Annotated in this window: 22 protein-coding genes; 9 read left to right on the forward strand and 13 right to left on the reverse strand. The window is 69.2% G+C overall.

What is annotated here, in order from left to right; all coding sequences use genetic code 11:
• Positions 1–31 precede the first annotated feature (31 nt).
• Positions 32–1,480, forward strand: coding sequence for a PLP-dependent aminotransferase family protein (locus tag ACI6GS_RS11775; protein ID WP_439813639.1), 1,449 nt, complete (start codon positions 32–34; stop codon positions 1,478–1,480).
• Here ACI6GS_RS11775 and ACI6GS_RS11780 read toward each other — a convergent pair.
• Complete coding sequence (locus tag ACI6GS_RS11780) at positions 1,477–2,115, reverse strand: LysE family translocator (RefSeq protein WP_439813640.1); 639 nt, start codon at positions 2,113–2,115, stop codon at positions 1,477–1,479. The genes ACI6GS_RS11775 and ACI6GS_RS11780 overlap by 4 nt on opposite strands.
• A 93-nt stretch (positions 2,116–2,208) precedes the next feature.
• Here ACI6GS_RS11780 and ACI6GS_RS11785 point away from each other — a divergent pair, with 93 nt between their 5' ends.
• A complete protein-coding gene (locus ACI6GS_RS11785; protein ID WP_439813641.1) occupies positions 2,209–2,724 on the forward strand; it encodes a peptide deformylase in 516 nt (171 codons plus the stop codon).
• 96 nt (positions 2,725–2,820) lie between these two features.
• The gene (locus ACI6GS_RS11790; protein WP_439813642.1) at positions 2,821–4,914 is read left to right on the forward strand and encodes a diguanylate cyclase domain-containing protein; all 2,094 of its coding nucleotides are present in this window, start codon (positions 2,821–2,823) and stop codon (positions 4,912–4,914) included.
• 42 nt (positions 4,915–4,956) lie between these two features.
• Here the strand turns inward: ACI6GS_RS11790 and ACI6GS_RS11795 are convergent, their stop codons facing one another.
• Both ACI6GS_RS11795 and mutM read right to left on the reverse strand, forming a co-directional pair.
• Positions 4,957–5,733 carry an enoyl-CoA hydratase gene (locus ACI6GS_RS11795; RefSeq protein ID WP_439813643.1) on the reverse strand — a complete coding sequence of 259 codons (777 nt, stop codon included), beginning with the start codon at positions 5,731–5,733 and terminating at the stop codon, positions 4,957–4,959.
• Positions 5,734–5,752: 19 nt separating this feature from the next.
• Positions 5,753–6,583 carry a bifunctional DNA-formamidopyrimidine glycosylase/DNA-(apurinic or apyrimidinic site) lyase gene (gene mutM, locus ACI6GS_RS11800; RefSeq protein ID WP_439813644.1) on the reverse strand — a complete coding sequence of 277 codons (831 nt, stop codon included), beginning with the start codon at positions 6,581–6,583 and terminating at the stop codon, positions 5,753–5,755.
• Between the two features lie 47 nt (positions 6,584–6,630).
• Here mutM and ubiE point away from each other — a divergent pair, with 47 nt between their 5' ends.
• The 6 genes from ubiE (at position 6,631) to ACI6GS_RS11830 (ending at position 12,912) form a co-directional block, all read left to right on the forward strand.
• Positions 6,631–7,380 carry a bifunctional demethylmenaquinone methyltransferase/2-methoxy-6-polyprenyl-1,4-benzoquinol methylase UbiE gene (gene ubiE, locus ACI6GS_RS11805; protein ID WP_439813645.1) on the forward strand — a complete coding sequence of 250 codons (750 nt, stop codon included), beginning with the start codon at positions 6,631–6,633 and terminating at the stop codon, positions 7,378–7,380.
• 234 nt (positions 7,381–7,614) lie between these two features.
• Complete coding sequence (gene ubiB / locus ACI6GS_RS11810; protein ID WP_439813646.1) at positions 7,615–9,168, forward strand: 2-polyprenylphenol 6-hydroxylase; 1,554 nt, start codon at positions 7,615–7,617, stop codon at positions 9,166–9,168.
• A 52-nt stretch (positions 9,169–9,220) separates the two neighbouring features.
• Complete coding sequence (gene coaBC / locus ACI6GS_RS11815; RefSeq protein ID WP_439813647.1) at positions 9,221–10,456, forward strand: bifunctional phosphopantothenoylcysteine decarboxylase/phosphopantothenate--cysteine ligase CoaBC; 1,236 nt, start codon at positions 9,221–9,223, stop codon at positions 10,454–10,456.
• On the forward strand, positions 10,453–10,914 hold the full coding sequence (locus tag ACI6GS_RS11820; protein WP_439813648.1) for an RrF2 family transcriptional regulator: 462 nt from the start codon (positions 10,453–10,455) through the stop codon (positions 10,912–10,914). Before coaBC ends, ACI6GS_RS11820 begins: the two co-directional genes overlap by 4 nt.
• A 46-nt stretch (positions 10,915–10,960) precedes the next feature.
• Positions 10,961–11,947 (forward strand): cysteine synthase A, encoded by a 987-nt coding sequence (gene cysK, locus ACI6GS_RS11825; RefSeq protein ID WP_439813649.1) that lies wholly within the window; start codon positions 10,961–10,963, stop codon positions 11,945–11,947.
• Positions 11,948–12,126: 179 nt separating this feature from the next.
• A complete protein-coding gene (locus tag ACI6GS_RS11830; protein ID WP_439813650.1) occupies positions 12,127–12,912 on the forward strand; it encodes a HesA/MoeB/ThiF family protein in 786 nt (261 codons plus the stop codon).
• 4 nt (positions 12,913–12,916) lie between these two features.
• On the opposite strand, the gene ACI6GS_RS11835 is transcribed toward ACI6GS_RS11830, so the two are convergent.
• The 10 genes from ACI6GS_RS11835 to rbfA all read right to left on the reverse strand — a co-directional run bounded on the left by ACI6GS_RS11835 (position 12,917) and on the right by rbfA (position 22,670).
• On the reverse strand, positions 12,917–13,735 hold the full coding sequence (locus tag ACI6GS_RS11835) for a hypothetical protein (RefSeq protein WP_439813651.1): 819 nt from the start codon (positions 13,733–13,735) through the stop codon (positions 12,917–12,919).
• A 78-nt stretch (positions 13,736–13,813) separates the two neighbouring features.
• The gene (locus ACI6GS_RS11840; protein WP_439813652.1) at positions 13,814–14,407 is read right to left on the reverse strand and encodes a DUF3501 family protein; all 594 of its coding nucleotides are present in this window, start codon (positions 14,405–14,407) and stop codon (positions 13,814–13,816) included.
• 77 nt (positions 14,408–14,484) lie between these two features.
• Positions 14,485–15,831 (reverse strand): (Fe-S)-binding protein, encoded by a 1,347-nt coding sequence (locus ACI6GS_RS11845; RefSeq protein WP_439813653.1) that lies wholly within the window; start codon positions 15,829–15,831, stop codon positions 14,485–14,487.
• Positions 15,832–15,963: 132 nt separating this feature from the next.
• Positions 15,964–16,380: a rubrerythrin family protein gene (locus tag ACI6GS_RS11850; RefSeq protein ID WP_439813654.1), complete on the reverse strand. Its 417-nt coding sequence runs from the start codon at positions 16,378–16,380 to the stop codon at positions 15,964–15,966.
• A 77-nt stretch (positions 16,381–16,457) separates the two neighbouring features.
• Positions 16,458–16,898, reverse strand: coding sequence for an iron response transcriptional regulator IrrA (irrA, locus tag ACI6GS_RS11855; protein WP_439813655.1), 441 nt, complete (start codon positions 16,896–16,898; stop codon positions 16,458–16,460).
• Between the two features lie 97 nt (positions 16,899–16,995).
• Entirely contained in the window at positions 16,996–18,393 is a 1,398-nt protein-coding gene (locus tag ACI6GS_RS11860) for an NAD(P)H-dependent flavin oxidoreductase (protein ID WP_439813656.1), read from the reverse strand.
• A 235-nt stretch (positions 18,394–18,628) separates the two neighbouring features.
• Positions 18,629–20,836, reverse strand: coding sequence for a polyribonucleotide nucleotidyltransferase (gene pnp / locus ACI6GS_RS11865; protein ID WP_439813657.1), 2,208 nt, complete (start codon positions 20,834–20,836; stop codon positions 18,629–18,631).
• Between the two features lie 172 nt (positions 20,837–21,008).
• Entirely contained in the window at positions 21,009–21,278 is a 270-nt protein-coding gene (rpsO, locus tag ACI6GS_RS11870) for a 30S ribosomal protein S15 (RefSeq protein WP_439813658.1), read from the reverse strand.
• 14 nt (positions 21,279–21,292) lie between these two features.
• Positions 21,293–22,219 (reverse strand): tRNA pseudouridine(55) synthase TruB, encoded by a 927-nt coding sequence (gene truB, locus ACI6GS_RS11875; protein ID WP_439813659.1) that lies wholly within the window; start codon positions 22,217–22,219, stop codon positions 21,293–21,295.
• Positions 22,200–22,670 carry a 30S ribosome-binding factor RbfA gene (gene rbfA, locus ACI6GS_RS11880; RefSeq protein WP_439813660.1) on the reverse strand — a complete coding sequence of 157 codons (471 nt, stop codon included), beginning with the start codon at positions 22,668–22,670 and terminating at the stop codon, positions 22,200–22,202. The genes truB and rbfA overlap by 20 nt, the downstream gene beginning before the upstream one ends.
• Positions 22,671–22,784: the final 114 nt, after the last annotated feature.

Here is a 22,784-nt window from a genome sequence, read left to right on the forward strand (position 1 = left end):
GGAATGGGCAAAAGGACTGTACCATCAGGCCATGGTGGCAGAGACCCGGGCGGAGCCCGACCTGATCCGGCTGGATCGCTCGGCCCAGGCCTCCCTGGCGGAACAGATCCATGCGGGGCTGGCCCAGGCGATCCGCGCGGGTCACCTGGTCCCCGGTGCGCGGCTGCCGTCCTGGCGCGATCTGGCCGCGCGCCTGGGCGTTGCCCGCGGAACCGTGCGCGTCGCCTACGAGCGGCTGGCGGACGAGCAGCTGGTCGTGGCCGCCGGCTCCGCCGGCACCCGCGTGGCGCCGGGGATCGGCCTGCTACCCCAGGCGCGCGGCGCGGGGGCGTCGCCGCAGGCCGGCCGGGCGTCTGTGGACGACCTAGCGCCGCTGCCGTTCCAGATGGGCGTGCCGGCGCAGGACGCCTTCCCCACGACGGTTTGGTCGAGGCTTCTGGTTCGCGCCAGCCGCCAGGCGGCCTCGGCGCCGGCCAGCTATCCCGACCCGCGCGGGCCGCTGGTCCTGCGCCAGGCCTTGGCCGCGATGCTGGCCATTGCGCGCGGCGTGCAGGCCGATCCCAACCGGATCCTGATCACCGCCGGCTATGCCGGGGCGCTGGGCCTGGCGCTGGCCACCCTGCGGATGCCATCGGCCGCCGGCCGCGCGCAGGCCTGGACCGAGGATCCCGGCTTCGGCGTGACCCGCCGCGGCCTGGCGGCAGCTGGCATGGCGCCGGTGGCGGTTCCGGTCGACGCAGACGGGATCGACGTCTCCATAGGCGAAGCCTTGGCCCCCGACGCCTTGCTGGCCGTCGTGACGCCGGGCCAGCAAGCCCCGTTGGGCATGACCCTGTCCCTGTCGCGGCGCCTGGCCCTGCTGGACTGGGCACGGCGGCGCAAGGCCTGGGTGCTGGAGGATGACTACCTGAGCGAATTGCAGCTGAAGGGTCGCGCGGCGCCCGCCCTGGCGGCGTTGGACGGGGATGGCCGCGTGCTCCACGCCGGCACCTTCAGCAAGACGATCAGCCCGGCCCTGCGCCTGGGCTTCCTGGTCGTGCCGCCGCCGCTTGCGGCCCGAGCCGAGGAATGCGCGGCACTGCTGGCGCCGGCCGCCGCGGGACCGGTGCCGCTGGCCACCGCGGCCTTCCTTGCGGAGGGGCACTACCTGCGCCATGTCCGGCGGATGAAGCGCCTGTACGCAGCGCGCCGCGCGGCCCTGGTCGAGGCCCTGGCCCGCCGGCTGACGCCGCGGGATGCGGTCCGGTTGCGCCCGGACGCCTGGGCCGGCCTGACGGTACGCCTGGATCTGCCGGCAGATGCGCCCGACGTCGCGATCGCCCGCGACCTGCGGCGCCAGGGGCTGGCGCCGGCGCCGCTGTCGACGTTCCATGTGGGGCCTGGGGCGCCACGGGGCCTGCTGCTGGCGGTGGCCAATGCGTGCGAGCCACGGCTGGCGGACGACGTCGACCGCCTTCTGGCGGTGCTGCGCGCCCGCTAGATCCGCCGGCTAAGCAGGCCGGGCACGGCGTGGATCAATGCGCTCAGCGCGAAGCCCACGAACATCACGCCGGTCGCCCGCGTGATCGCCACCTCGTGCCGCGTATACAGCGTCCGCACATGGCGGGCGCCGACGACGGCGATCAGGATCGCATAGGCCGCCAGCCCGCCGGCAAAGCTGATGGCGACAAGCTGGGGCAGCATGTCCCAGGACAGCGTGGCAGCCCGGCTGGACAGGAGTGCGGTGAAGGTGGCCACCGCCACCGGATAGGACTTGGGATTGGTCAGGCCGAAGACCAGGCCATGCGCTAGGGGCGCGCGCATCGGCCGCTCGACCATGCCGGTCGCGGATCGCCGTGTGCGGATCGCCTTCACCCCAAGCCAGAGGAGATAGAGGCCGCTGAGCGCGCCGAGCACGTCGAAGACGGTCGGGCTGATCTCGCGCGCGCCCACGATGGCGACCAGCGCCGTGCCGCACCACAGGACATCGCCCGCCAGGTGCCCAGCCAGGAAGGCTGCGCCGGCCCGGCGCCCGCGCGCAGCCCCGATGCCGAACACGGCCAGCACGCCGGGGCCGGGGGTGATGCCATAGACGAAGCCCGCGGCAAACACGGCAAGCAGCAGCGAGGACGTCATGGTCTGGGCGATTCCGGGGTCGGGCGGCCTATGGTGTGGCGGAACACATCTCGCCTAGAAGGGGCGATCGCGTCGCAGCAGGGGGGTGGGTACGTGGGCGCCGCATTGAAGATCCTGACCTGGCCGGACCCGCGCCTGCGCCGTCCGGCGCAGCCGGTTGCACTGTTCGACGATGCACTGCGCATGCTGGCCGACGACCTGCTGGCGGTGATGCTGGCGGCGCCCGGCATCGGCATCACCGCTCCGCATGTCGGCGTTCCGCAGCGCCTGGTCGTGATCCGCCTGGACGGGATGGATCGCGCACAAGTCTTCGTTAACCCGGAGGTCGCATCGTTGGGCTCGGAGCGTCGCCGCCATCCGGAAGGCAGCGTGTCGATGCCCGGCATCGTCGAGCCGGTCGAACGGCCCGCGACCGTCACGGTGCGCTACCAGGACCTGGACGGCACGGCGCGGCAGGTCGAGGCAGAGGGCCTGCTGGCGGTCTGCCTGCAGCACGAGATCGACCAGCTGGATGGCATCTTCTGGCTGGAGCGGCTGTCGCGGGTGAAGCGCGACCAGGCGGTGCGCCGGTTCGAGAAGCTGCGTCGCCTGGCCGCCACGCAGGTTTAGCTTCGGCGGCTTCCCCGGCTTTGGCATCCTGTCAGCGGCTGGAGCAGAAGCCGGCAGACGGGCCGGATCGGCCGGGACGTGGGAGTGGTACTGGGCATGGACGGTTCGATCCTGATGCTTGGCCTGATGGGGAACCTGGGCGTGGCGATTGCCGTCGCCTTTGCGTTCACCCTGATCGCCACCGGCAACGATCGCCTGCCGCCCTGGCGTCGGTCGGTCCTGACGGGCGGCATGTTCGGCGTGGCCACCGTCCTGTGCATGCTGTCCTCGATCGAGGTGCGTCCCGGCATCTTTTTCGATGCCCGTTCGGCCGTGCTCGTCCTGTCGGGGCCCTTTGGCGGGCCCATCGGGGCGGCGGTTGCGACCGTCATCACCGGCAGTGCGCGTGCGATCCTTGGTGGGCCCATTGCCTTTCTCGTCGTAGCCAATCATGTCGCCACGGGACTGATCTCGGCTGCGGCCTGGTGGTGGGGCGTCCGGGGTGAATCCCTGCCGCGGCTGCCCATCTTCCTGTTCCTGGGGATCAGCCAGGCCCTGCAGTCGATCCTCATCTCCTATGTCGGCGTGGAGCAGGATCTCTATGTGCAGATCGCCCCGCTCTATGCGGTCGGCATCCCGCTGGGCACGATCCTGGTCGGCTGGCTGCTGACGCAGCAGCTGAAGGCGGTCGCTGCCGTGCGCGACCTGAAAAGCGCGCATGACCGCGTGCGGGTGAGCGAGACGCGGTTCCGGCTGCTGGCCGACCACGTCACCGATATTGTTGCCCTGCACCGCCTGGATTCGACCGCGCTCTACGCGTCGCCCTCCATCGCCAAGGTGCTGGGCTATGCGCCGGAGGAGGTCGTGGGGAAGCCGGCCAGCGACCTGATCCAGCCCGGCTTCGAGTCCCTGATGCGCGACGCCATCGCCGACCTGGCCGACAAGCCCCCCGGCACGGTGGGCCAGGTCGAGGTGCCGATGCGCCATGCCGACGGCCATTTCGTCTGGATCGAATCGGCCATGCGCATCGTCGAGGGCGATGACGGCCCCCTTCTGGTCGTGGCGTCCCGCGATGTCAGCGAGCGCCGCTCTGCCGCCGGCGCGCTGGCCGAGGCCAATGCCGAGCTGGCCCGCATGGCCATGACCGATAGCCTGACCGGCCTGCCCAACCGTCGCCGGTTCGACGATGCCTTTGCCCAGGAATGGCGGCGGGCGGAGCGCAGCGGCGCCCCGCTGGCCTTCCTGATGGTCGATGTCGACTGCTTCAAGCTCTACAACGACAATCATGGCCACCAGGCGGGCGACGATTGCCTGCGCCGCGTGGCCCAGGCGCTGGCCGGCGTGGTGGCGCGGGCCGGCGACATGGCCGCGCGCTATGGTGGCGAGGAATTCGCCGTCCTGCTTCCCGGTGCCACGCTGGACGGCGCCGCCCGCGTGGGCGAGCGCCTGCGCGCTGCGGTCGAGGCGCTGGCCATTCCCCACCTGACCAACAGCGCGGGCCCGGTGGTGACCGTCAGCGTCGGCGGCTGCGTCTTCAACAGCGGGGAGCTGGGCGCGACCCCCCGGACCGCGGCCGATCTGGTGGCGGTCGCCGACGCCCTGCTCTACGAGGCCAAGCGGACGGGCCGCAACCGGGTCATCGTCTCGGCCACAGGTCCTGCCGCCAGCCCGCTGCACAGCCCGGCCGACGAGGCCAAGCGGCTGGCGGCGGTGAATGCCTATATCGAGGCGGGTGCCGTCGAGACGGGATCGGCCGACCTGGACGCCGTGGCCGAACTGGCGGCGCGCCTGTTCAACACGCCGGTGGGCCTGGTGTCCGTCGTGACGGCGGGGGAGCAGGTCTTTCCCGGCCGGTCCGGCATGGACGTCGACCGCACCTCGCGCGAGGTGTCGTTCTGCGCCCACACGATCACCGGCTCCGATCCCCTGATCGTCACCGATGCCTCGTCCGACATGCGCTTTGCCCGCAACCCGCTGGTCACGGGGGATCCGCACATCCGTTTTTATGCCGGCGCGCCGCTGGTCAGTCCGCTGGGCGGCGAGCGCCTGGGCGCACTGTGCGTGATCGACACCGTGCCCCGGCAACCCCTCACGCGGGGCCAGAAGGCCATGCTCTCCGCCCTGGCCGACCTGGCCGTGGAGCAGCTGGAGAACCGTCGCCGCGCCGCCGATGCCCGCCGCCAGGGCGAGCCGGCCCAACAGCGCCGCTGACGCGGTTGCGGGGGGCGACGCGCCTCGCCCCCCGTCCTGACCTCAGCGATGGGTGAACTTGGCGGGACGCTTCTCGGCAAAGGCGGCCATGCCCTCGGTCTGGTCGTCCAGCGCGAACATCGAGTGAAACAGCCGCCGCTCGAAGCGGACACCCTCGCTCAGCGTCGTCTCATAGGCGCGATTGACCGATTCCTTGGTCATCATCGTCGCCGGGCGGGACAGGTTGGCGATCTTGTCGGCGATCTTGACCGCCTCGTCCACCAGCTCTTCCGTCTTGAAGATGCGGGTGACGAGCCCCGAACGCTCAGCCTCGGCCGCGTCCATCATCCGGCCGGTCAGGCACATGTCCATCGCCTTGGACTTGCCAATGAAGCGGGTCAGGCGCTGCGTGCCGCCCGCACCCGGCATGACGCCCAGGTTGATCTCCGGCTGGCCGAACTTGGCATTCTCGCCCGCCAGGATGAAGTCGCACATCATGGCGAGTTCGCAGCCGCCGCCCAGCGCATAGCCGTTGACCGCCGCGATCACCACCTTGCGGAAGCGGGCTGCGCGCTCCCAGTTGGCGGTGATGAAGTCCTCCTTGTAGACGTCGATATAGGACTTGGGCTGCATCTCCTTGATGTCGGCGCCGGCAGCAAAGGCCTTGGTCGAGCCGGTGATGACGACGGCGCCGATGGCGTCGTCCTTTTCGAACGCGTCGAGGGCGCTCGTCATCTCGTCCATCAGCTGCTTGCACAGCGCGTTCAGCGCCTCTGGCCGGTTCAGGGTGATCAGGCCGACGGCCCCCTTCGTCTCGACCTTGATCATGCCGTAAGTCATGGAGTTTCCCCTTTTTCCGCTATTTCTGGCAGGCACTGCAATGGAAGGTGGAGCGGCCGGACTGGACCAGGCGGCGCACCACGCCGCGGCAGCCGGGTTTGGCACACGGCTCGTCCTCGCGGTCGTAGACGGCGAACTGCTTCTGGAAATAGCCAAGCTCGCCGGATGTCTGGACATAGTCGCGCAGCGTGGAGCCGCCGGCGGCGATCGCCTCCTCCAGCACCTGCTTGATCGCCGGGACAAGGCGGGCCGACCGGGTGCCCGGCACGGTCGCCGCGGTGCGCTTGGGCGAGATGCCGGCGCGGTGCAAGGCCTCGCACACATAGATGTTGCCCAGGCCCGCGACGATGCGCTGGTCGAGCAGGGCGGCCTTGATCGGGGTGATCTTCCCCGCCAGGCGCTGGTCCAGGACGGCCGCGGTGAAGTCGTCGCCCAGCGGCTCCGGGCCCAGGCTGGCCAGCAGGGGGTGGGCGTCGACGGCACCGGCATCAGCCATGGTCATCAGGCCGAAGCGGCGATGATCCTCGTAGATCATGTGGGTGCCGTCGTCGGTCGCCAGCACGACATGGTCGTGCGTGCCGAGCGGCCCCAGATTGTGCCCGGCAAAGCGGATGCGGCCCGACATGCCCAGGTGCACGATCAGCACGTCCGGCCCGTCCAGGTGCCAGAGCATGTACTTGGCGCGCCGCTCGATCCGCGTCACCAGCCGCCCCTGAAGGCGTTCCACGAAGCGCTCGGGGAAGGGCATGCGCAGGTCCGGCCGGCGCTGGTCGACATGGACCAAGCGGCGGCCCACCATGCGCGGCTCCAGGCCGCGGCGGACGGTTTCGACCTCGGGCAACTCGGGCATGGCCGCAACCTAGCTGCAACGACGCGCTTTCGCTATCGTGCGGCGCCATGAGCGACACGGAAGCGACCGACTTCGGGTTCCAGCAGGTGCCGGTGCAGGAAAAGGCCGGGCGCGTGCGCCAGGTCTTCGACCGCGTGGCCAGCCGCTATGACCTCATGAACGACCTGATGTCGGGGGGCGTGCACCGCCTGTGGAAGGCCAGGCTGGTCGATTGGCTGAACCCGCGGGCCGGTCAGACCATCCTGGACCTGGCCGGCGGCACGGGCGACGTCGCCTTTGCCATCCAGGCTCGCGGCGGCCCGGGGACGGAGATGATCGTCCTGGACATCAATGCCGAGATGATCGCGGTGGGCCGCGACCGGGCGCTGAACAGGGGCCTGTTCGACGGCCTGACCTGGGTGGTGGGCGATGCCGAGACGCTGCCGCTGCCCGACAAGTCGGTCGATGCCGTCACCATCGCGTTCGGCATCCGCAACGTGACCCGCCGGGCAAAGGCTCTGGCCGACATTCACCGCGTGCTGAAGCGGGGCGGGCGCTTCCTGTGCCTGGAGTTCAGCCAGGTCGAGGTGCCGGTGCTGGAGCGCCTCTACACCCGCTACTCGTTCGAGGTGATTCCCCGCATCGGCCAGCTGGTCGCGGGCGATGCCGAGTCGTACCGCTACCTGGTCGAGAGCATCGCGAAATTTCCCGCAGCCCCCGCCTTCGCCGCGGAGATCGAGGCAGCCGGCTTTGCCCAGGTGCGGCACCGCGCGCTGTCGGGCGGGATCGCCGCCCTGCATTCCGGCTGGCGCCTCTAGGCGCGACAGGCAATTGCCGATGCTCGGAGCTAGGGTTGCACTTGGCGCCAACCGGCTCCCTCTCCCGTCGCGGGGCGATGGGAGAGGGCGGGGGGTGAGGGCAGCGCGCCGCATTCCGCCCAGAGCGACCGTCGTCACCGTTGGTTCATTGCCCTCACCCCAGCCCTCTCCCATGCCTTCGGCACGGGAGAGGGAGCGGTCCGGCTGCCATGGTACAACTCCGGGACCGACCCCATGGTCGTGATGGGCGAGGCGCGGTCGGGGGTTCGGCTGGTCCAGATGGGACGGGCGCTGGCGCGCTATGATGCGCTGTTCCCGCCGGACCTGGAGCGCGAACTGCCGTGGACGGCCAAGGCTGCGCGCCGGGCCCTGATGCTGGGGCAGCAGCGCCTGCCGGCGCATGGCACGGCGGGCGATGCCCTGGCCGCGGCGTTGAAGGAACTGGGACCGTCCACGGTTAAGCTGGGGCAGGTCCTGGCCGCGCGGCCCGACCTGGTGGGGGAGGAGGCGGCCCGGGCGCTGGCCCACCTCCAGGACCGCCTGGCGCCGTTCCCCTGGACCCAGGCGCGCGCCAGCATTGAGGCGGAGCTGGGCCGGCCGCTGGAGACGATGTTCGCGAAGGTGGAGGAGCAGCCCGTCGCCGCGGCCTCCATCGCCCAGGTGCATTTCGCGGAGACGACGGCCGGCGTGCCGGTCGCCGTCAAGGTGCTGCGCCCGGGGATCGAGCAGGCCTTCCGCCGCGACCTGGAGGCGATGGCGCTCGCCGCCAAGTGGCTGGAGCGGCTGGCGCCGGCGGCGCGGCGCCTGCGCCCGCGCGAGGCGGTGGCGACGCTGGCCCGCTCGACCATGCTGGAGATGGACCTGAGGCTGGAGGCGGCAGCGGCGGCGGAACTGGGCGCACGGCTGGATCCGGCCTTCCACCTGACGGTGCCGCGCGTCCACTGGGACCTGACCTCGCGCCGGGTGATGACGCTGGAGCGGATCGACGGCGTGCCGCTGGGCGACCGTGCCGCCCTGATCGCTGCGGGCCATGACCTGCCCACTTTGTCGGCGCGCCTGGTGCAGAGCTTCCTGGACCAGGCACTGAACCACGGCTTCTTCCATGCCGACCTGCACCAGGGAAACCTGTTTGTCCGGGCCGACGGCACGCTGGTCGCCGTCGACTTCGGCATCATGGGCCGGCTGTCGCCCGCCATGCGGCGTTTCATGGCCGAGACGCTGCTGGGCTTCATCCTGTCGGACTATCGCCGCGTGGCTGAGGTCCATGCCGATTCGGGCATCCTGCCGCCCGGCCATTCGGTCGAGGATTTCGCACAGGCCCTGCGCTCGGTCGGCGAGCCGATCCACGGCCGGCCGACGGGCGAGATCTCCATGGGCAGGCTGCTGGCCCAGCTGTTCGAGGTGACCGAGACCTTTGCCATGGAAACCCAGCCGCAGCTTCTGCTGCTGCAGAAGACCATGGTCGTGGTCGAGGGTGTGGCCCGCAGCCTGGATCCCCAGGCCAGCATGTGGGAAGTCGCGCGGCCGGTCGTCGAAGGCTGGCTGCGCCGGAACGTGGGGCCGGAAGCGGCGGTGGGGCAGATCGCAGGCCAGATCGGCCACCTGGGTCGCCGCCTGCCGCTGCTGATCGACCGGGCGGAGCGCAGCCTGGCGACGCTGGAGGCAGGCGTGCGCATCCATCCTGACAGTCTGGATCTGCTGCTGGCCCGGCGACGCACGCGCGATCCCTGGGGGATGGCCGCATTTGCGGTCGCAGTTGCGGCTTTGCTTGTCGCGCTGTTGTCTTGAATGTAGAAAGATCCCATCTACATTCCGCCAGCGTATTTCCGGACAGATTGTCATGAATGGCCCCGAATCGGCTGGGGCGGGGGCAGGCGGTCTTTCCGGCCGCCGGATCCTGCTGATCGTCGGTGGCGGAATCGCCGCCTATAAGAGCCTGCTGCTGATCCGGCGATTGCAGGACCGGGGTGCCCGCGTGCGTTGCATCCTGACGGCCGCCGCCCAGCACTTCGTGACGCCACTGTCGGTCGCCGCCCTGACGGGGGAGAAGGTGTTCACCGACCTCTTCTCGCTGACGGATGAGGCGGAGATGGGACACATCCAGCTGTCCCGCGATGCCGACCTTGTGGTGGTGGCGCCGGCCACCGCCGACCTCTTGGCGCAGATGGCGGCGGGCCTTGCCTCTGACCTGGCGACGACGGCGCTGCTGGCGACCGACAAGAGGGTGCTGGTGGCGCCGGCCATGAACGTGCGCATGTGGCAGCATCCGGCGACCCAGCGGAACCTGGCGACGCTGCGCGGCGACGGCGTCCTGTTCGTTGGGCCGGGCGAGGGGGCCATGGCCTGTGGCGAGTTCGGCCCGGGCCGCGTCAGCGAGCCGGAGGAGATCGTCGCGGCCATCACGGCGGCCCTGGCGCCGGTGGAGCGGCCGCTGGCCGGGCGCCGGGCACTGGTGACGTCCGGCCCGACGCATGAGCCGATCGACCCCGTGCGCTATATCGCCAACCGCTCGTCCGGCAAGCAGGGCCATGCGATCGCGGGCGCGCTGGCGGCGCTGGGGGCGGACACCACGCTCGTCTCCGGTCCCGTCGAGGTGCCGGCGCCGGCCGGCGTGCGCCTGGTCCGGGTGGAGAGTGCGGTCCAGATGCTGGATGCGGTGCAGGCGGCCCTGCCGGTCGATATCGCGGTCTTTGCCGCGGCGGTTGCCGATTGGCGGGTCGAGGGGTTTGGCGCGTCCAAGATCAAGAAAGGGGCCGGCGGTCCGCCTGCCCTGCACCTGGTGGAGAATCCCGACATCCTGGCGACCGTCGCGCGTGGCGTTCCACGGCCGCCCTTGGTCGTGGGCTTTGCCGCGGAAACCGACGACGTGCTGAATGCGGCGATCGCCAAGCGGGCGCGCAAGGGCTGCGACTGGATCGTCGCCAACGACGTGTCGCTGGGCACCGGCATCATGGGGGGGGACCGCAACACCGTGCATCTGGTCACCGAACAGGGCGTCGAGGACTGGCCGACGCTGGACAAGGCCGAGGTGGCGCAACGGCTCGCCCGGCGCATCGCGGAAAGGCTGGCCCCATGATCAGGCTCTCGCGGAAGATGCTCTTCGCTTTGGAGGCGGTGGTGGACATCGCCTATAACGCGCGGCCCGAGCCGGTGCAGTCCAAGGAGATCACCCGGCGCCAGGGCATTCCCCAGCGCTACCTGGAACAGGTGATGCAGCAGCTGGTCCATGCCGGCATCCTGAAGGGCGTGCGCGGACCGCGCGGCGGCTATCGCTTGGCGCGGGAGCGGCGGCGCATTTCGGTGGGCGAGATCGTGCGCGTGGTGGGCTCGCTCGACGCGCGGGACGAGGACGATGCCTCGCTCGACCAGGGCGGGTCGGAACTCGGCACGCAGGTGGTGCAGCCGCTGTGGCGCGACCTGAAGGACGAGATGATGGCCCGGCTCGATTCGATCACGATCGAGGAACTGTGCCGCCGCGCCGACGACGTCGGCATCCGGGCCGAGGAGCGCCACCGCAGCGATTTTGCGATCTGATCCCGCGGCAGGCTAGGATTCGCGGGAGCTAGGGAGAGACAGGACTATGTCCAACACCAAGGCCACCGATTTCAAGGTGCCGGCCCATACGCCCGGCCGCGGCCGGATCTATGATTCGATCACCCAGACCATCGGCGATACGCCGCTGGTGCGCCTGCATCGCCTGACCCAGGAAGCCGGGGCCAAGGCGCAGGTCCTGGCCAAGCTGGAGTTCTTCAACCCCATTTCCAGCGTCAAGGACCGCATCGGCGTCGCCATGATCGAGGCGCTGGAGGCGGAGGGCCGCATCGGCCCCGACAGCATCCTGGTCGAGCCGACGTCGGGCAATACCGGCATCGCGCTGGCTTTCGTCTGTGCGGCCAAGGGCTATCGCCTGATCCTGGTCATGCCCGAGAGCATGAGCCTGGAGCGGCGCAAGATGCTGACCCTGCTGGGCGCCGAATTGGAACTGACGCCGCCGGAAAAGGGCATGGGCGGCGCCATCGCCAAGGCCGAAGCGATCCTGGCGGCCAATCCCAACGCGATCATCCCGCAGCAGTTCGCCAACCCCGCCAACCCCGCGATCCACCGCGAGACGACGGCGGAGGAGATCTGGAACGACACGCAAGGGGCTGTCGACATCGTGATCTCGGGCGTTGGCACGGGCGGCACGATCACGGGCGTGGGCCAGGTGCTGAAGGCGCGCAAGCCGGGCCTGAAGATGATCGCGGTGGAGCCCGAGGACAGCCCCGTCCTGTCGGGCGGCAACCCCGGCCCGCACAAGATCCAGGGCATCGGTGCCGGCTTCGTGCCCAAGGTGCTGGACCGCGGGGTGATCGACGAGGTGGTCACCATCGGCAACGAGACGGCCTTCGAGACGGCCCGCCGGACCGCGCGGCTGGAGGGCATTCCGGTCGGCATCTCCTCCGGCGCGTCGATCGCGGCGGCGCTGGAAGTGGCGGCCAGGCCGGGCATGGAGGGCAAGACCATCGTCGCCATCATCCCGTCCTTCGCCGAGCGCTACCTGTCCACCGCCCTGTTCGACGGGTTGTGAGCGGCACTCCGTCGTTTGTGTGGCCGCTGCGCCTGATGCTTCGAGACGCCGGCCTGAGGGCCGGCTCCTCAGCATGACGCCGTTGAGGAATAGGGAGTTTCTCCAACAGGCGTCATCCTGAGGAGGCCGCAGGCCGTCTCGAAGGATGTTGACGCAACGTTTCCCGCGAGCGCACACCCATGGCCCTGACCGATCTTCAGCTGGACCGCTATGCCCGCCACATCGTCCTGAAGGAGGTGGGCGGGGCAGGGCAGCAGCGCCTGCTGCGGGCGCGCGTCCTGATGATCGGGGCAGGCGGCCTGGGCTCGGCCGTGCTGCCCTATCTGGCGGCGGCGGGCGTAGGCACGATTGGCGTGGTCGATGACGACGTCGTGTCCCTCTCGAACCTGCAGCGGCAGATCCTGCACGACACGGCGCTGGTCAACCGTCCCAAGACGGAAAGTGCGGCAGCGGGTCTGGCGCGCATCAATCCCGAGGTGCGCGTGGTGGCGCATCGCGAGCGCCTTGTCCCCGCCAACGCGATGCGCCTGGTTTCCGACTACGACCTGGTGATCGACGGCAGCGACACGTTCGAGACCCGCTTCCTGGTCAACGATGCCTGCTACTTCGCCAGGCGGACGCTGGTTTCGGCAGCGCTGGGCCGGTTCGAGGGGCAACTGGCGACGTTCAAGCCGCATGCGGGGGATCATCCCTGCTATCGCTGCCTGTTCCCGGGGCCGCCAGCCGGGGGGCAGGAGAGATCGTGTGCCGAGGGCGGCATCCTGGGCGCCGTGGCCGGCGTGATGGGCACGCTGCAGGCAGTGGAAGTTCTGAAGGAACTTCTGGACCTCGGCGAGAGCCTGGCCGGGCGGCTGCTGCTCTATGATGCGCTGAGGACGGAGACGCGCACGATCCGTCTGCGCCGCGATCCGGCCTGCGCCCTGTGCGGCAGCGAACCCACGATCACGACGCCGCCGGGGGCCTGATTCGTCAGGACCCGGTGGCGCGCCAGCAGCCCAGCTGGATCACGCGGGGCGGGCCGATGGCGGCGGGGCTTGCGGCACCGTCGGCGCCCGAAACGGTCAGGCGGCCACGGAGGGCGAGGCGGAGCAGTTCGACGGACGGCGTGACCAGCGTGCCGCCGCCCGGACCTGTCAGCGCCGTGGTCATGCCGCGGACCGACCCGCCCGCGTCGATCACGGCTGCACTGGGCGGCATCAGCCGATCCAACTCGAACGGTGCCGGCTCGGCCGCGGGGACTTGAGTCTCGTCGTCGGTGATGGCGCGCGGCGGCGGCAGGACGGCGACGGCGGCATTGGCCACCCCGTCGGCCGAAAGCACGGTCACCGCTTCGTCCAGGAGTGGATATTGAGCTTCGAACCGGGTGGCGGTCGGCGCGCTGCGCCCTGATTCGAACAGGGCCACGTCGCGCCGTCCGTCGGTCAGCAGCGGCCGCAGCGGCTGGGGTGGGGCCCCGGGCGACACGGTCAGGATGCCGCATGCCGCGGTCAGGACGGCACTGGCGGCCAGGGTGCCGCGCGTGTTGAGGACCAACGCCTGGACCGGTTGGCCTTCCTGCAGGTTGGCACCGCTGGTCACGGCCGGAAGGGGAAGCGGGCGGGCCTGCATCTGCGCGTCGGGATTGGCCTGGTCCTGCTCCCGCATCGCGCTGTCGCCGGCCAGGGTCGCGCCGGCGTTCACGCCGACCATTGCCCCCTGCGCGGCCGCCAGGGCACAGCCGCCCAGGGCCATGGGCAGGAGCAGCAGGGCAACGGGGGCGAGGGCGGGGCGCATTCCCGCAGTGGACATGATTCGGGTCCGGCTGGGTATGGCCCCGTCAGGCCGGGCCGCGCTGCGCGCCCGGTCCTGGCCCCTGCGCGATCCGGATCAGGCGAAGTCCTTGGCCAGCGCGCTGCGGACGTCGGGCGACAGGCGCGCCAGATGGCCATAATGGGCATGCTCGATGCCCAGCAGGACCGGCACCGCGGGATCCCGGAACTTGGCGATCTGGGCGGGCGTCAGGTGGAAGCGCAGGAAGTGGATCGACGACGTCTTGCCATCGGCCTTGGTCCGCTCGACCTCGGACTCGGATTCCGCAGGGATCGCCTCGCCATCGATCTGCAGGCTCACCGTATCTTCGACCCCTGTCAGCCGGCCCAGGACAGCAGCCCGGCGGCGCGGATCGTCGATCTCGAACATCAGGGTGGCGACCAGTTCGTCCCCTTGCGGGATGAGCGGGTTATAGGCGCGCAGTTCGTCCTCGATCTGCTCCTCGCCGCCCTTCTCGATGAACAGCATCTCGTGGATCTGCGACCACATCGTCTCGTAGTTCTCGAAGTAGAACGTGGCGTCGGGGCCTACGGGTACGCGGCGCAGGCGCTTCACCTCGACCAGCATCGCCCGCCGCTCGCGCCGGATGGCGCCATATTCCTTGAGATCCAGGATGTCCGAACGGTCGATCCGGCGCTTGGTCGTGGTCATGGCACGCTCCTCAACTGATGGCCCGGCGTGGATACGCCGCGGCCTCTGGTCCAGATCAGCCCGCAACGCCGGCGGGTTCAGGCCAGGCCATAGGCCTTGGCCAGGATCTCGACCGGGTGGTAGGGCTTGCGCGGCTCCTTGTGCTCCACCGTCTCCATGCCGTCCGCGATATGACGGGCAGCCAGGGGGCATTCGGACGCGATATAGGTCTTGTCCAGCTTGGCGGCCTGCTTGAAGACGGGCTTGCCCACCTTCATGGCCAGCTTGTGCGTGCCTTCCAGCACGCCGAACGTTCCGCCATGGCCGGAGCAGCGTTCGATGACGGAGAGCTGCACGCCCGGGATCAGGCGCAGCATCTCCGCCGCCTTCTGCCCCATGTTCTGGGCCCGCGCATGGCAGGCGATGTGCACGGTCACGCCGCCGTCCAGCGGCTGCAGTCCTTCGGCCAGGCCATGCTTCTTGGCGATCTCGACGATGTATTCGGAACTGTCGTACGTCGCGTCGGCCAGGGTCTTGACCAGGGCGTTGCCGGGCACGATCAGCGGCCATTCGAACTTCAGCATCAAGGCGCAGGACGGGGTCAGCGCAATGACGTCGTAGCCCTTCTCGATCCAGGGGGCGAGTTCCCTGGACACCTTGTCGGCGCTGGCGGCGACGGCCGCGATGTCGCCCTGTTCCAGCTTCGGCATGCCGCAGCAGGCGGGATAGACGATCTCGGTCTCGACCCCGTTGCGGGCCAGGATGGCGCGGGTCGCCATGCCGATGTTGGGATCGTTGTAGTTCACGAAGCAGGTCGAGTAGAGCACCGCCTTGCGGCCATAGGCCGGGGCCTGCTTGTTGATCTCCAGCGGTTCGCCCCGGGCGCGCAGGTTGAAGGTGCGCGTCACGAACTTGGGCAGCTTGGCGTCGCGGTCGATGCCGGCGACCTTCTCCATCAGCGGACGGGTCAGGCCGTTGTCGCGGTTGCCCGCCCAGTTGACGACGGGGGACACCAGCGCGCCCAGCGTGCCGTTGCGGTCCATCTTGGCCATCTCGGCCGCGGTGCGTTCCACCTTGGTGTTCTTCTCGCCCGCCTGCCGCTCGGCCACGCGGTAGCGCAGCATAAGGTGCGGGAAGTCCAGGTTGAATTCGTGCGGCGGGACATAGGGACACTTGGTCAGGAAGCACATGTCGCAGAGCGTGCAGGCGTCCACGACCGGCTTGAAATCCTCGGACTTCACCCCGTCCAGTTCCTCGGTCGGACTGTTGTCGACCAGGTCGAACAGGCGGGGGAAGCTGTCGCAAAGATTGAAGCAGCGGCGGCAGCCATGGCAGATGTCGAAGATGCGCCGCATCTCGGCATCGATCTTTGCCGGATCCGTGAAGTCGGGATCCTGCCAGGCGATCGGATGGCGGATGGGGGCCTCGGTCGAGCCTTCCTTCATGTCGCGTCACCGCTAGAGCCCCGGGCGGGACTGTCGCTGCCCAGGTGCTGGTCAATCGTCACGGAAAGACACGGGGACCCGGTGGCCGGGTCCCCGCATTGTCGGTCCCGGCCAAACGGCCGGGCCAAAGGCTCAGGACAGGGTGTCGAGGGCCTTCTGGAAACGACCGGCATGGCTCTTCTCAGCCTTGGCCAGCGTCTCGAACCAGTCGGCGATCTCGTCGAAGCCTTCCTCGCGGGCGGTACGCGCCATGCCCGGGTACATGTCCGTGTACTCGTGCGTCTCGCCGGCGATCGATGCCTTGAGGTTCAGGTCGGTGGAGCCGATCGGCTCGCCGGTCGCGGGGTCGCCCACTTCCTCGAGGAACTCGAGATGGCCATGGGCATGACCCGTTTCGCCTTCCGCGGTGGAGCGGAACACGGCGGCCACGTCGTTGTAGCCTTCGACGTCGGCCTTCTGCGCGAAATACAGGTAGCGGCGGTTGGCCTGGCTTTCGCCAGCGAATGCCGCCTTCAGGTTCTCTTCCGTCTTGGTTCCGGCGAGGGCCATGGAAACCTCCTCTGCGGGGAAATGTGCAGAGGATTGTCGACCGCCCGACGGGGCACGTCAACTAGTTTGGAATACTTCTAAGATAAGTGAGAAGCACTTGCAAGTCTGATGATGACGTCGACCCGCGCGACCGCGCACCCGGCCGGTACGGCCGGCATCGCGCCCAGGGTCAGGCTGCTGCCCGGAATGTCCTGGAGCTGCCCCGAATCCTCGAAAAAGAAATGGTGGTGGTCCGAGATGTTGGTGTCGAAATAGGTGCGGCCGCTGTCGATCACCACCTCGCGCAGCAGGCCCACCTTGGTGAACTGGTGCAGCGTGTTGTAGATCGTGGCCAGCGACACGCGCAGGCCCTGGGCCTGGGCGTCGCTGTGCAGCATCTCCGCAGTCAGGTGGCGGTCGCCCTGCTCGAACAGAAGGCGCGACAGCGCCAGCCTCTGCCGCGTGGGACGCAGGCCGACGCTCCGCAGCCGGGCCAGCGCCGGGGTGAAGGTCCGTTCCTGGGGCGTGATCTGGTCCATAGCCGTTCCTGGGACGCGCGCCTGTTCCGCCTCGATAGTGTCCATCAATGCCACCAGCCTGTCGAGGATGCTTCGGTGCCAGGCTACCGCGGCCGCCCTAGTCGCCCGTCAGCAGCCGGTCGAAGAGCTGCCGGACGGTCGGGATGAAGCCGTTGGAGTAGAACGGATCGCTGGCGAAGCGATAGGCGCCATGCCCGGCAAAGGCCAGGTTGTGCTCCACGTCGCCACCATGGGCGATCTCCTGCAGGGTCTTCTGAATGCAGAAGCTGCGGGGATCGGCCTTCTTGCCATTCGTGCCCGATTCGTCCTGCGACCAGTTGGAAAAGCGGCAGGACGACAGGCAGCCCATGCAGTTGATCTGGTCGACCAGGATCTCGTTCGCCTTGGCCGGAGCCACGAAGACCATCGTGTGGTCGGGCGTGCGCAGGGCCTCGGTGAAGCCTTCAGACTGCCATTCCAGGACGCGGGCGCGGTCGGCCGGCGCCAGGTAGACGGTGCGGCCACGCGCACCCACCTTCAGCTCGGCCGTATGCTCGCCCACGGCGTCAGTCGAATAGGCCACCTGGCGTTCGTTGCGTTCCTCAAGCTCGCGCAGGAAAGGATTGCGCACCGCCGAGGAATAGAAGCCCGTGGGGCTGAAGCGATGGAGCGAGATCTCGCCGGGGAGCAGTTTGAGCAGCCGCTCCTTCCAGCGCTGGGAGATCGGGCTCTCCGTCGTGACCAGCGGCCGCGTGCCGAACTGGAACACGATGGGCCCGATCTCGGGATTGTCCATGAAATGCTGCCAGTCCCGCAGGTGCCAGACGCCACCCGCCATGATCACCGGCGTCTCGTGCAGGCCCGCCTCGTTCATCTGCTTGCGCAGTTCGACCACGCGCGGATACGGATCCTCCGGCGTGCGCGGATCCTCGCTGTTGGACAGGCCGTTATGGCCGCCCGCCAGCCACGGGTCCTCGTACACGACGCCGCCCAGCGACGGGCGGAACTTGTGATAGGCCCGCTTCCACAGGGCACGGAAGGCGCGGGCGGAGGAGACGATGGGGTAGTAGTAGACGCCGTAGCGGGCGGCGATCTCGGCCAGCTTGTAGGGCATGCCGGCGCCACAGGTGACCCCGTGGACCAGGCCTTTTGCCCCTTCCAGCACACCGGCCAGGACCCGCTCGCAGCCTCCCATTTCCCACAGGACGTTGATGTGCAGGCGGCCGCGGCCATTGCGCATCTCGTGGGCGCGCTGGACCTGCGCGATGCCGCCACGGATGCCGAAGTCGATCAGCTCCTCGTGCCGCTCGCGCCGGGTGCGGCCGCGATAGATCTGCGGAATGATCCGGCCGTCAGCATCGTAATAGTCGGCATTGACGGCCGAAACCGTGCCGATGCCGTCGCAGGCCGCCCAGGCGCCCGAGCTGATCCCGTTGGTGACCGCGACGCCCTTGCCGCCTTCGAGAAGGGGCAGGACCTCGGCTCCGGACACCCGCACTGCATTCAGCGCCTTCATCTCACTCCTTGGCCGGCGGTCGCCGGAAATACGTAAGGCACCCGCGTGACGCCACCGCCTCACGGGATGTTTCAGACGTACATATAAACGTTGCGTCCCCGCGGACCAAGGGGGTGCCTGTCACCGCGGCGTCATATGGCTGGCGACGGGCACCCCCCGCAGCCGGGGCGCACAGACGAAACGGGGGCGGCCATTGGCCACCCCCGTTCACGTCGTCCGCTGGATGCGGGACGGATCAGTCGCGGTCTTCGCGGCGGGGGCGGCGTTCGCCCCGGTCCCGGTCGCCGCGATCCCGGCGCTCGCCACGCTCGCTCCGCTCGCCGCCTTCGCTGCGCTCGGGGCGGGTGTCGGGCAGTTCGGCGCCGGTCGCCTGGTCGACCACACGCATGGACAGGCGGACCTTGCCGCGGTCGTCGATGCCCAGCACCTTGACCTTGACCGGATCGCCTTCCTTGACCACGTCCGTCACCTTCTCGACGCGGTTGGGGGCGAGTTCGCTGATGTGGACGAGGCCGTCGCGATTGCCGATGAAGTTGACGAAGGCGCCGAAGTCGACCGCCTTCACCACCTTGCCGTCATAGATCTTGCCGACCTCGGGCTCGGCGACGATGCCCTGGATCCAGTTCACCGCCTTCTTGATCACATCGGCGTCGGAGGCGGCGACCTTGATCGTGCCGTCGTCGGCGATGTCGACCTTGGCGCCGGTCTTCTCCACGATCTCGCGGATGACCTTGCCGCCGGTGCCGATGACTTCGCGGATCTTGTCCTTGGGGATCGAGAAGGTCTCGATCTTGGGCGCGAACTGGGCCAGCTCGTTGCGCGAGCCGGTCAGGGCCTTGGCCATCTCGCCCAGGATGTGCATGCGGCCGGACTGCGCCTGGCTCAGCGCGACCTTCATGATCTCCTCGGTGATCCCGGTGATCTTGATGTCCATCTGGAGCGAGGTGATGCCCTGGTCGGTGCCCGCCACCTTGAAGTCCATGTCGCCCAGGTGATCCTCGTCACCCAGGATGTCGGACAGCACGGTGAAGCGCTCGCCTTCCTTGATCAGGCCCATGGCGATGCCGGCCACAGGGCGCTTCAGCGGCACGCCCGCGTCCATCATCGACAGCGAGCCGCCGCAGACGGAGGCCATCGAGGACGAGCCGTTCGACTCGGTGATCTCGGACACCACGCGGATCGTGTACGGGAATTCCGCCTTGGTCGGCAGGACCGCGCGCAGCGCGCGCCAGGCCAGCTTGCCATGGCCGATCTCGCGCCGGCCGGTGAAGCCGGTGCGCCCGACTTCGCCCACCGAGTACGGGGGGAAGTTGTAGTGCAGCAGGAAGTGCTCGCGATACGACCCTTCCAGCGCGTCGATGATCTGCTCGTCGTCGCCGGTGCCCAGCGTCGTCACGACCAGGGCCTGGGTCTCGCCACGGGTGAACAGGGCGGTGCCGTGGGTGCGGGGCAGGACGCCCACTTCGCACACGATCGGGCGCACGGTGTGGACGTCGCGGCCGTCGATGCGCAGGCCCGTGTCGAGCACGGCGCCGCGCAGGATGTCGGCCTCCGCCGCCTTGAACGCCCCGCCGATCTTGTCCGAGCCGTACTCCTCGGCAAAGGCGGAGATCGCCTTGCCCTTGGCGGCCATGATCTTCTCATGGCGGGCCATCTTGGCGCGCTCGGCATAGGCCTCGCGCAGGTCCGCGCCGACCAGGTCCTTGAGCTTGGCGCCCAGGGCGTCCTCGCCGTCGGTGACGGGCAGGTCCCAGGGCTCCTTGGCGGCCAGTTCGGCGAGGCCGACGATCGCCTCGATGACCGGCTGGAAGCTGCGGTGGCCGAACATCACGGCGCCGAGCATCACGTCCTCGGCCAGTTCCTTGGCCTCCGACTCGACCATCAGGACGGCGTCGGCGGTGCCGGCGACGACGAGGTCGAGCTGACCCTCCTCGATCTCCTCGGGCAGCGGGTTGAGGATGTACTCGCCGTTCTTGTAGCCCACGCGCGCGGCGCCGATGGGACCCAGGAAGGGCAGGCCGGAAATCGTCAGCGCGGCCGAGGCACCGATCATCGCGACGATGTCGGGATCGTTTTCCAGGTCATGGCTGAGGACGGTCGTGATGACCTGGGTCTCGTTCTTGAAACCCTTGACGAAGAGCGGCCGGATGGGCCGGTCGATCAGGCGGGAGGAGAGCGTCTCCTTCTCCGAGGGACGGCCTTCGCGCTTGAAGAAGCCGCCGGGGATCTTGCCCGCAGCGTAGGTCTTCTCCTGGTAGTTGACCGTGAGCGGGAAGAAGTCGATGCCGGGCTTGACGCTCCGGGCGGCGACGACGGTGCACAGCACGGTGGTGTCGCCATAGGAGACCAGCACCGCCCCGTCTGCCTGGCGCGCGATGCGCCCGGTTTCGAGGACCAGGCGACGGCCGCCCCAGTCGATCTCTTTCCGATGGATTTCGAACATGTCTTGTCTTTCGTTCCTGCGGACGCCGATCGCCTATCGATCGGGTCCGGGGCGGCGGCAGCCCCGCGTGTTCGCGGGGCCCGAAGGGTCAGGACGCCCATGCGGCCTGGCCCTCGACTCGGGCCCTGCTGGCCGGTCAGATACGCGACCGGTCCGGTCCGCCAACGGATGGTTACTTGCGGATGCCCAGGCGGCCGATCAGGCCTTCATAGCGGGCATTGTCGCGTGACTTCAGATAGTCGAGCAGACGGCGGCGCTGGCTGACCAGCACCAGAAGGCCACGACGGGAGTGGTTGTCCTTCTTGTGCGTCTTGAAGTGCTCGGTCAGGTTCACGATCCGCTCCGTGAGGAGGGCGACCTGCACTTCGGGGGAACCGGTGTCACCCGGCTTGGTGGCGTATTCAGTCAGGAGCTGCTGCTTGCGCTCCGCGGTGATCGACATCGTGTCCTCCAGGATCAGGGGTTGAAGACTCGCACCGGGCGCACGTCCGATCCTGCACGTTCGACGATGGCAACCAGGTGACCGGCTGCCATGGCGCGTTCAAGCAGGGAGCCGGATGCTGGACCGGTGCCCGGAACCCTGATCGCCTGCCCAAATCTCAAACGGCAGGCGTCCTCCTCGGTTATGGCCAGTGCCGGGATGTCGGCCAGCGCGGTCACAACCGGGAGCAGGGCTCCTTCAAGCGGCGGACTATGGCTCAAGTCCGGATCTGACTCAATTGCTTCCTGGAGCGTCTCGAGCGTGACGGCCATGCGCACGTCAAACGGCCCCGCGCGCGTCCGCCGCAGCATCGCGACATGGCCGACGCTGCCCAGGGCAAGGGCCAGGTCCCGCGCCAGGGAGCGGACATAGGTGCCCTTGCCGCAGGCGACTTCGAGCGTCGCATGGTCGGCATCGGGGCGGTCCACAAGCTCCAGTCGGTGGATCACCACGGCCCGCGGCGGCAGGTCGGGCGGACGGCCAGCCCGCGCCAGGTCATAGGCGCGCTGGCCATCGACCTTCAACGCGGAGAAGGCGGGCGGGACCTGCTGCTGCGGTCCGGTGAAGCGGGGCAGGGCGGCCCGCAGCGCGGCATCGGCCGGGCGGGCGTCGCTGGACGCGATCACCTCGCCCTCCGCGTCCTCGGTGGTTGTCGCGGTGCCGAAGCGGATCGTGAAGCGGTAGGTCTTGTCCGAATCGAGGACGAAGGCCATCGCCTTGGTCGCCTCGCCCAAAGCGATCGGCAGGACGCCGGTCGCCAGCGGGTCGAGCGTGCCGCCATGGCCGACCTTGGCCGCCTGGGTGATGCGGCGTACCCGGCCGACCGCCTGGGTCGAGCCCAGGCCCAGCGGCTTGTCGAGGACGATCCAGCCGCTGAGCGGCCTAGTCGTCCTCTTCGTCATCGGCATGCCTGAGGTCGGCTGCGACAGGGCCGGAGCGCAGCAGGGCGCCGATGCGATCCGCCTCGTCATAGGACCGGTCGAGCACGAAGGACAGGTTCGGCGCAAAGCGCAGGTCGGCGGCACGGCCCAGGCGCCCGCGCAGATAGGGGGCCGAACGGTTCAGCGCCTCGACCACCGCATCGGCCTTGGCGCCGCCCAAGGGGAGGACGAAGGCGGTCGCATTGCGCAGATCGGGCGAGATGCGGACCTCGCCCACGGTGATTGCCACCTTCTGCAGGTCGGGATCGCGCATCTCGCCCCGCATCAGCACCTCGGACAAGGCGTGGCGCAGGACCTCGGCCACCCGCAGCTGGCGCTGGCCGGCGTCGCGCGCCGACGAACGATCGGGCGAGCCGGAGCGGCCCGTGTCGCGGCCGCCGTCCCGTCCCTTGTCACGGCTCTGCCGTGCCATGGTCTTGTTCCTTGAAAAAAAGCACCCATCCCCGCGATGGCGGGGATGGGCGGGCAACGAACGGTCCCAACGCGTGAGCCCCCCGGCCACGAATGGACCGGGGGGCTGCTCGTG

Source organism: Zavarzinia sp. CC-PAN008 (assembly GCF_051903925.1).
Lineage (GTDB): Bacteria > Pseudomonadota > Alphaproteobacteria > Zavarziniales > Zavarziniaceae.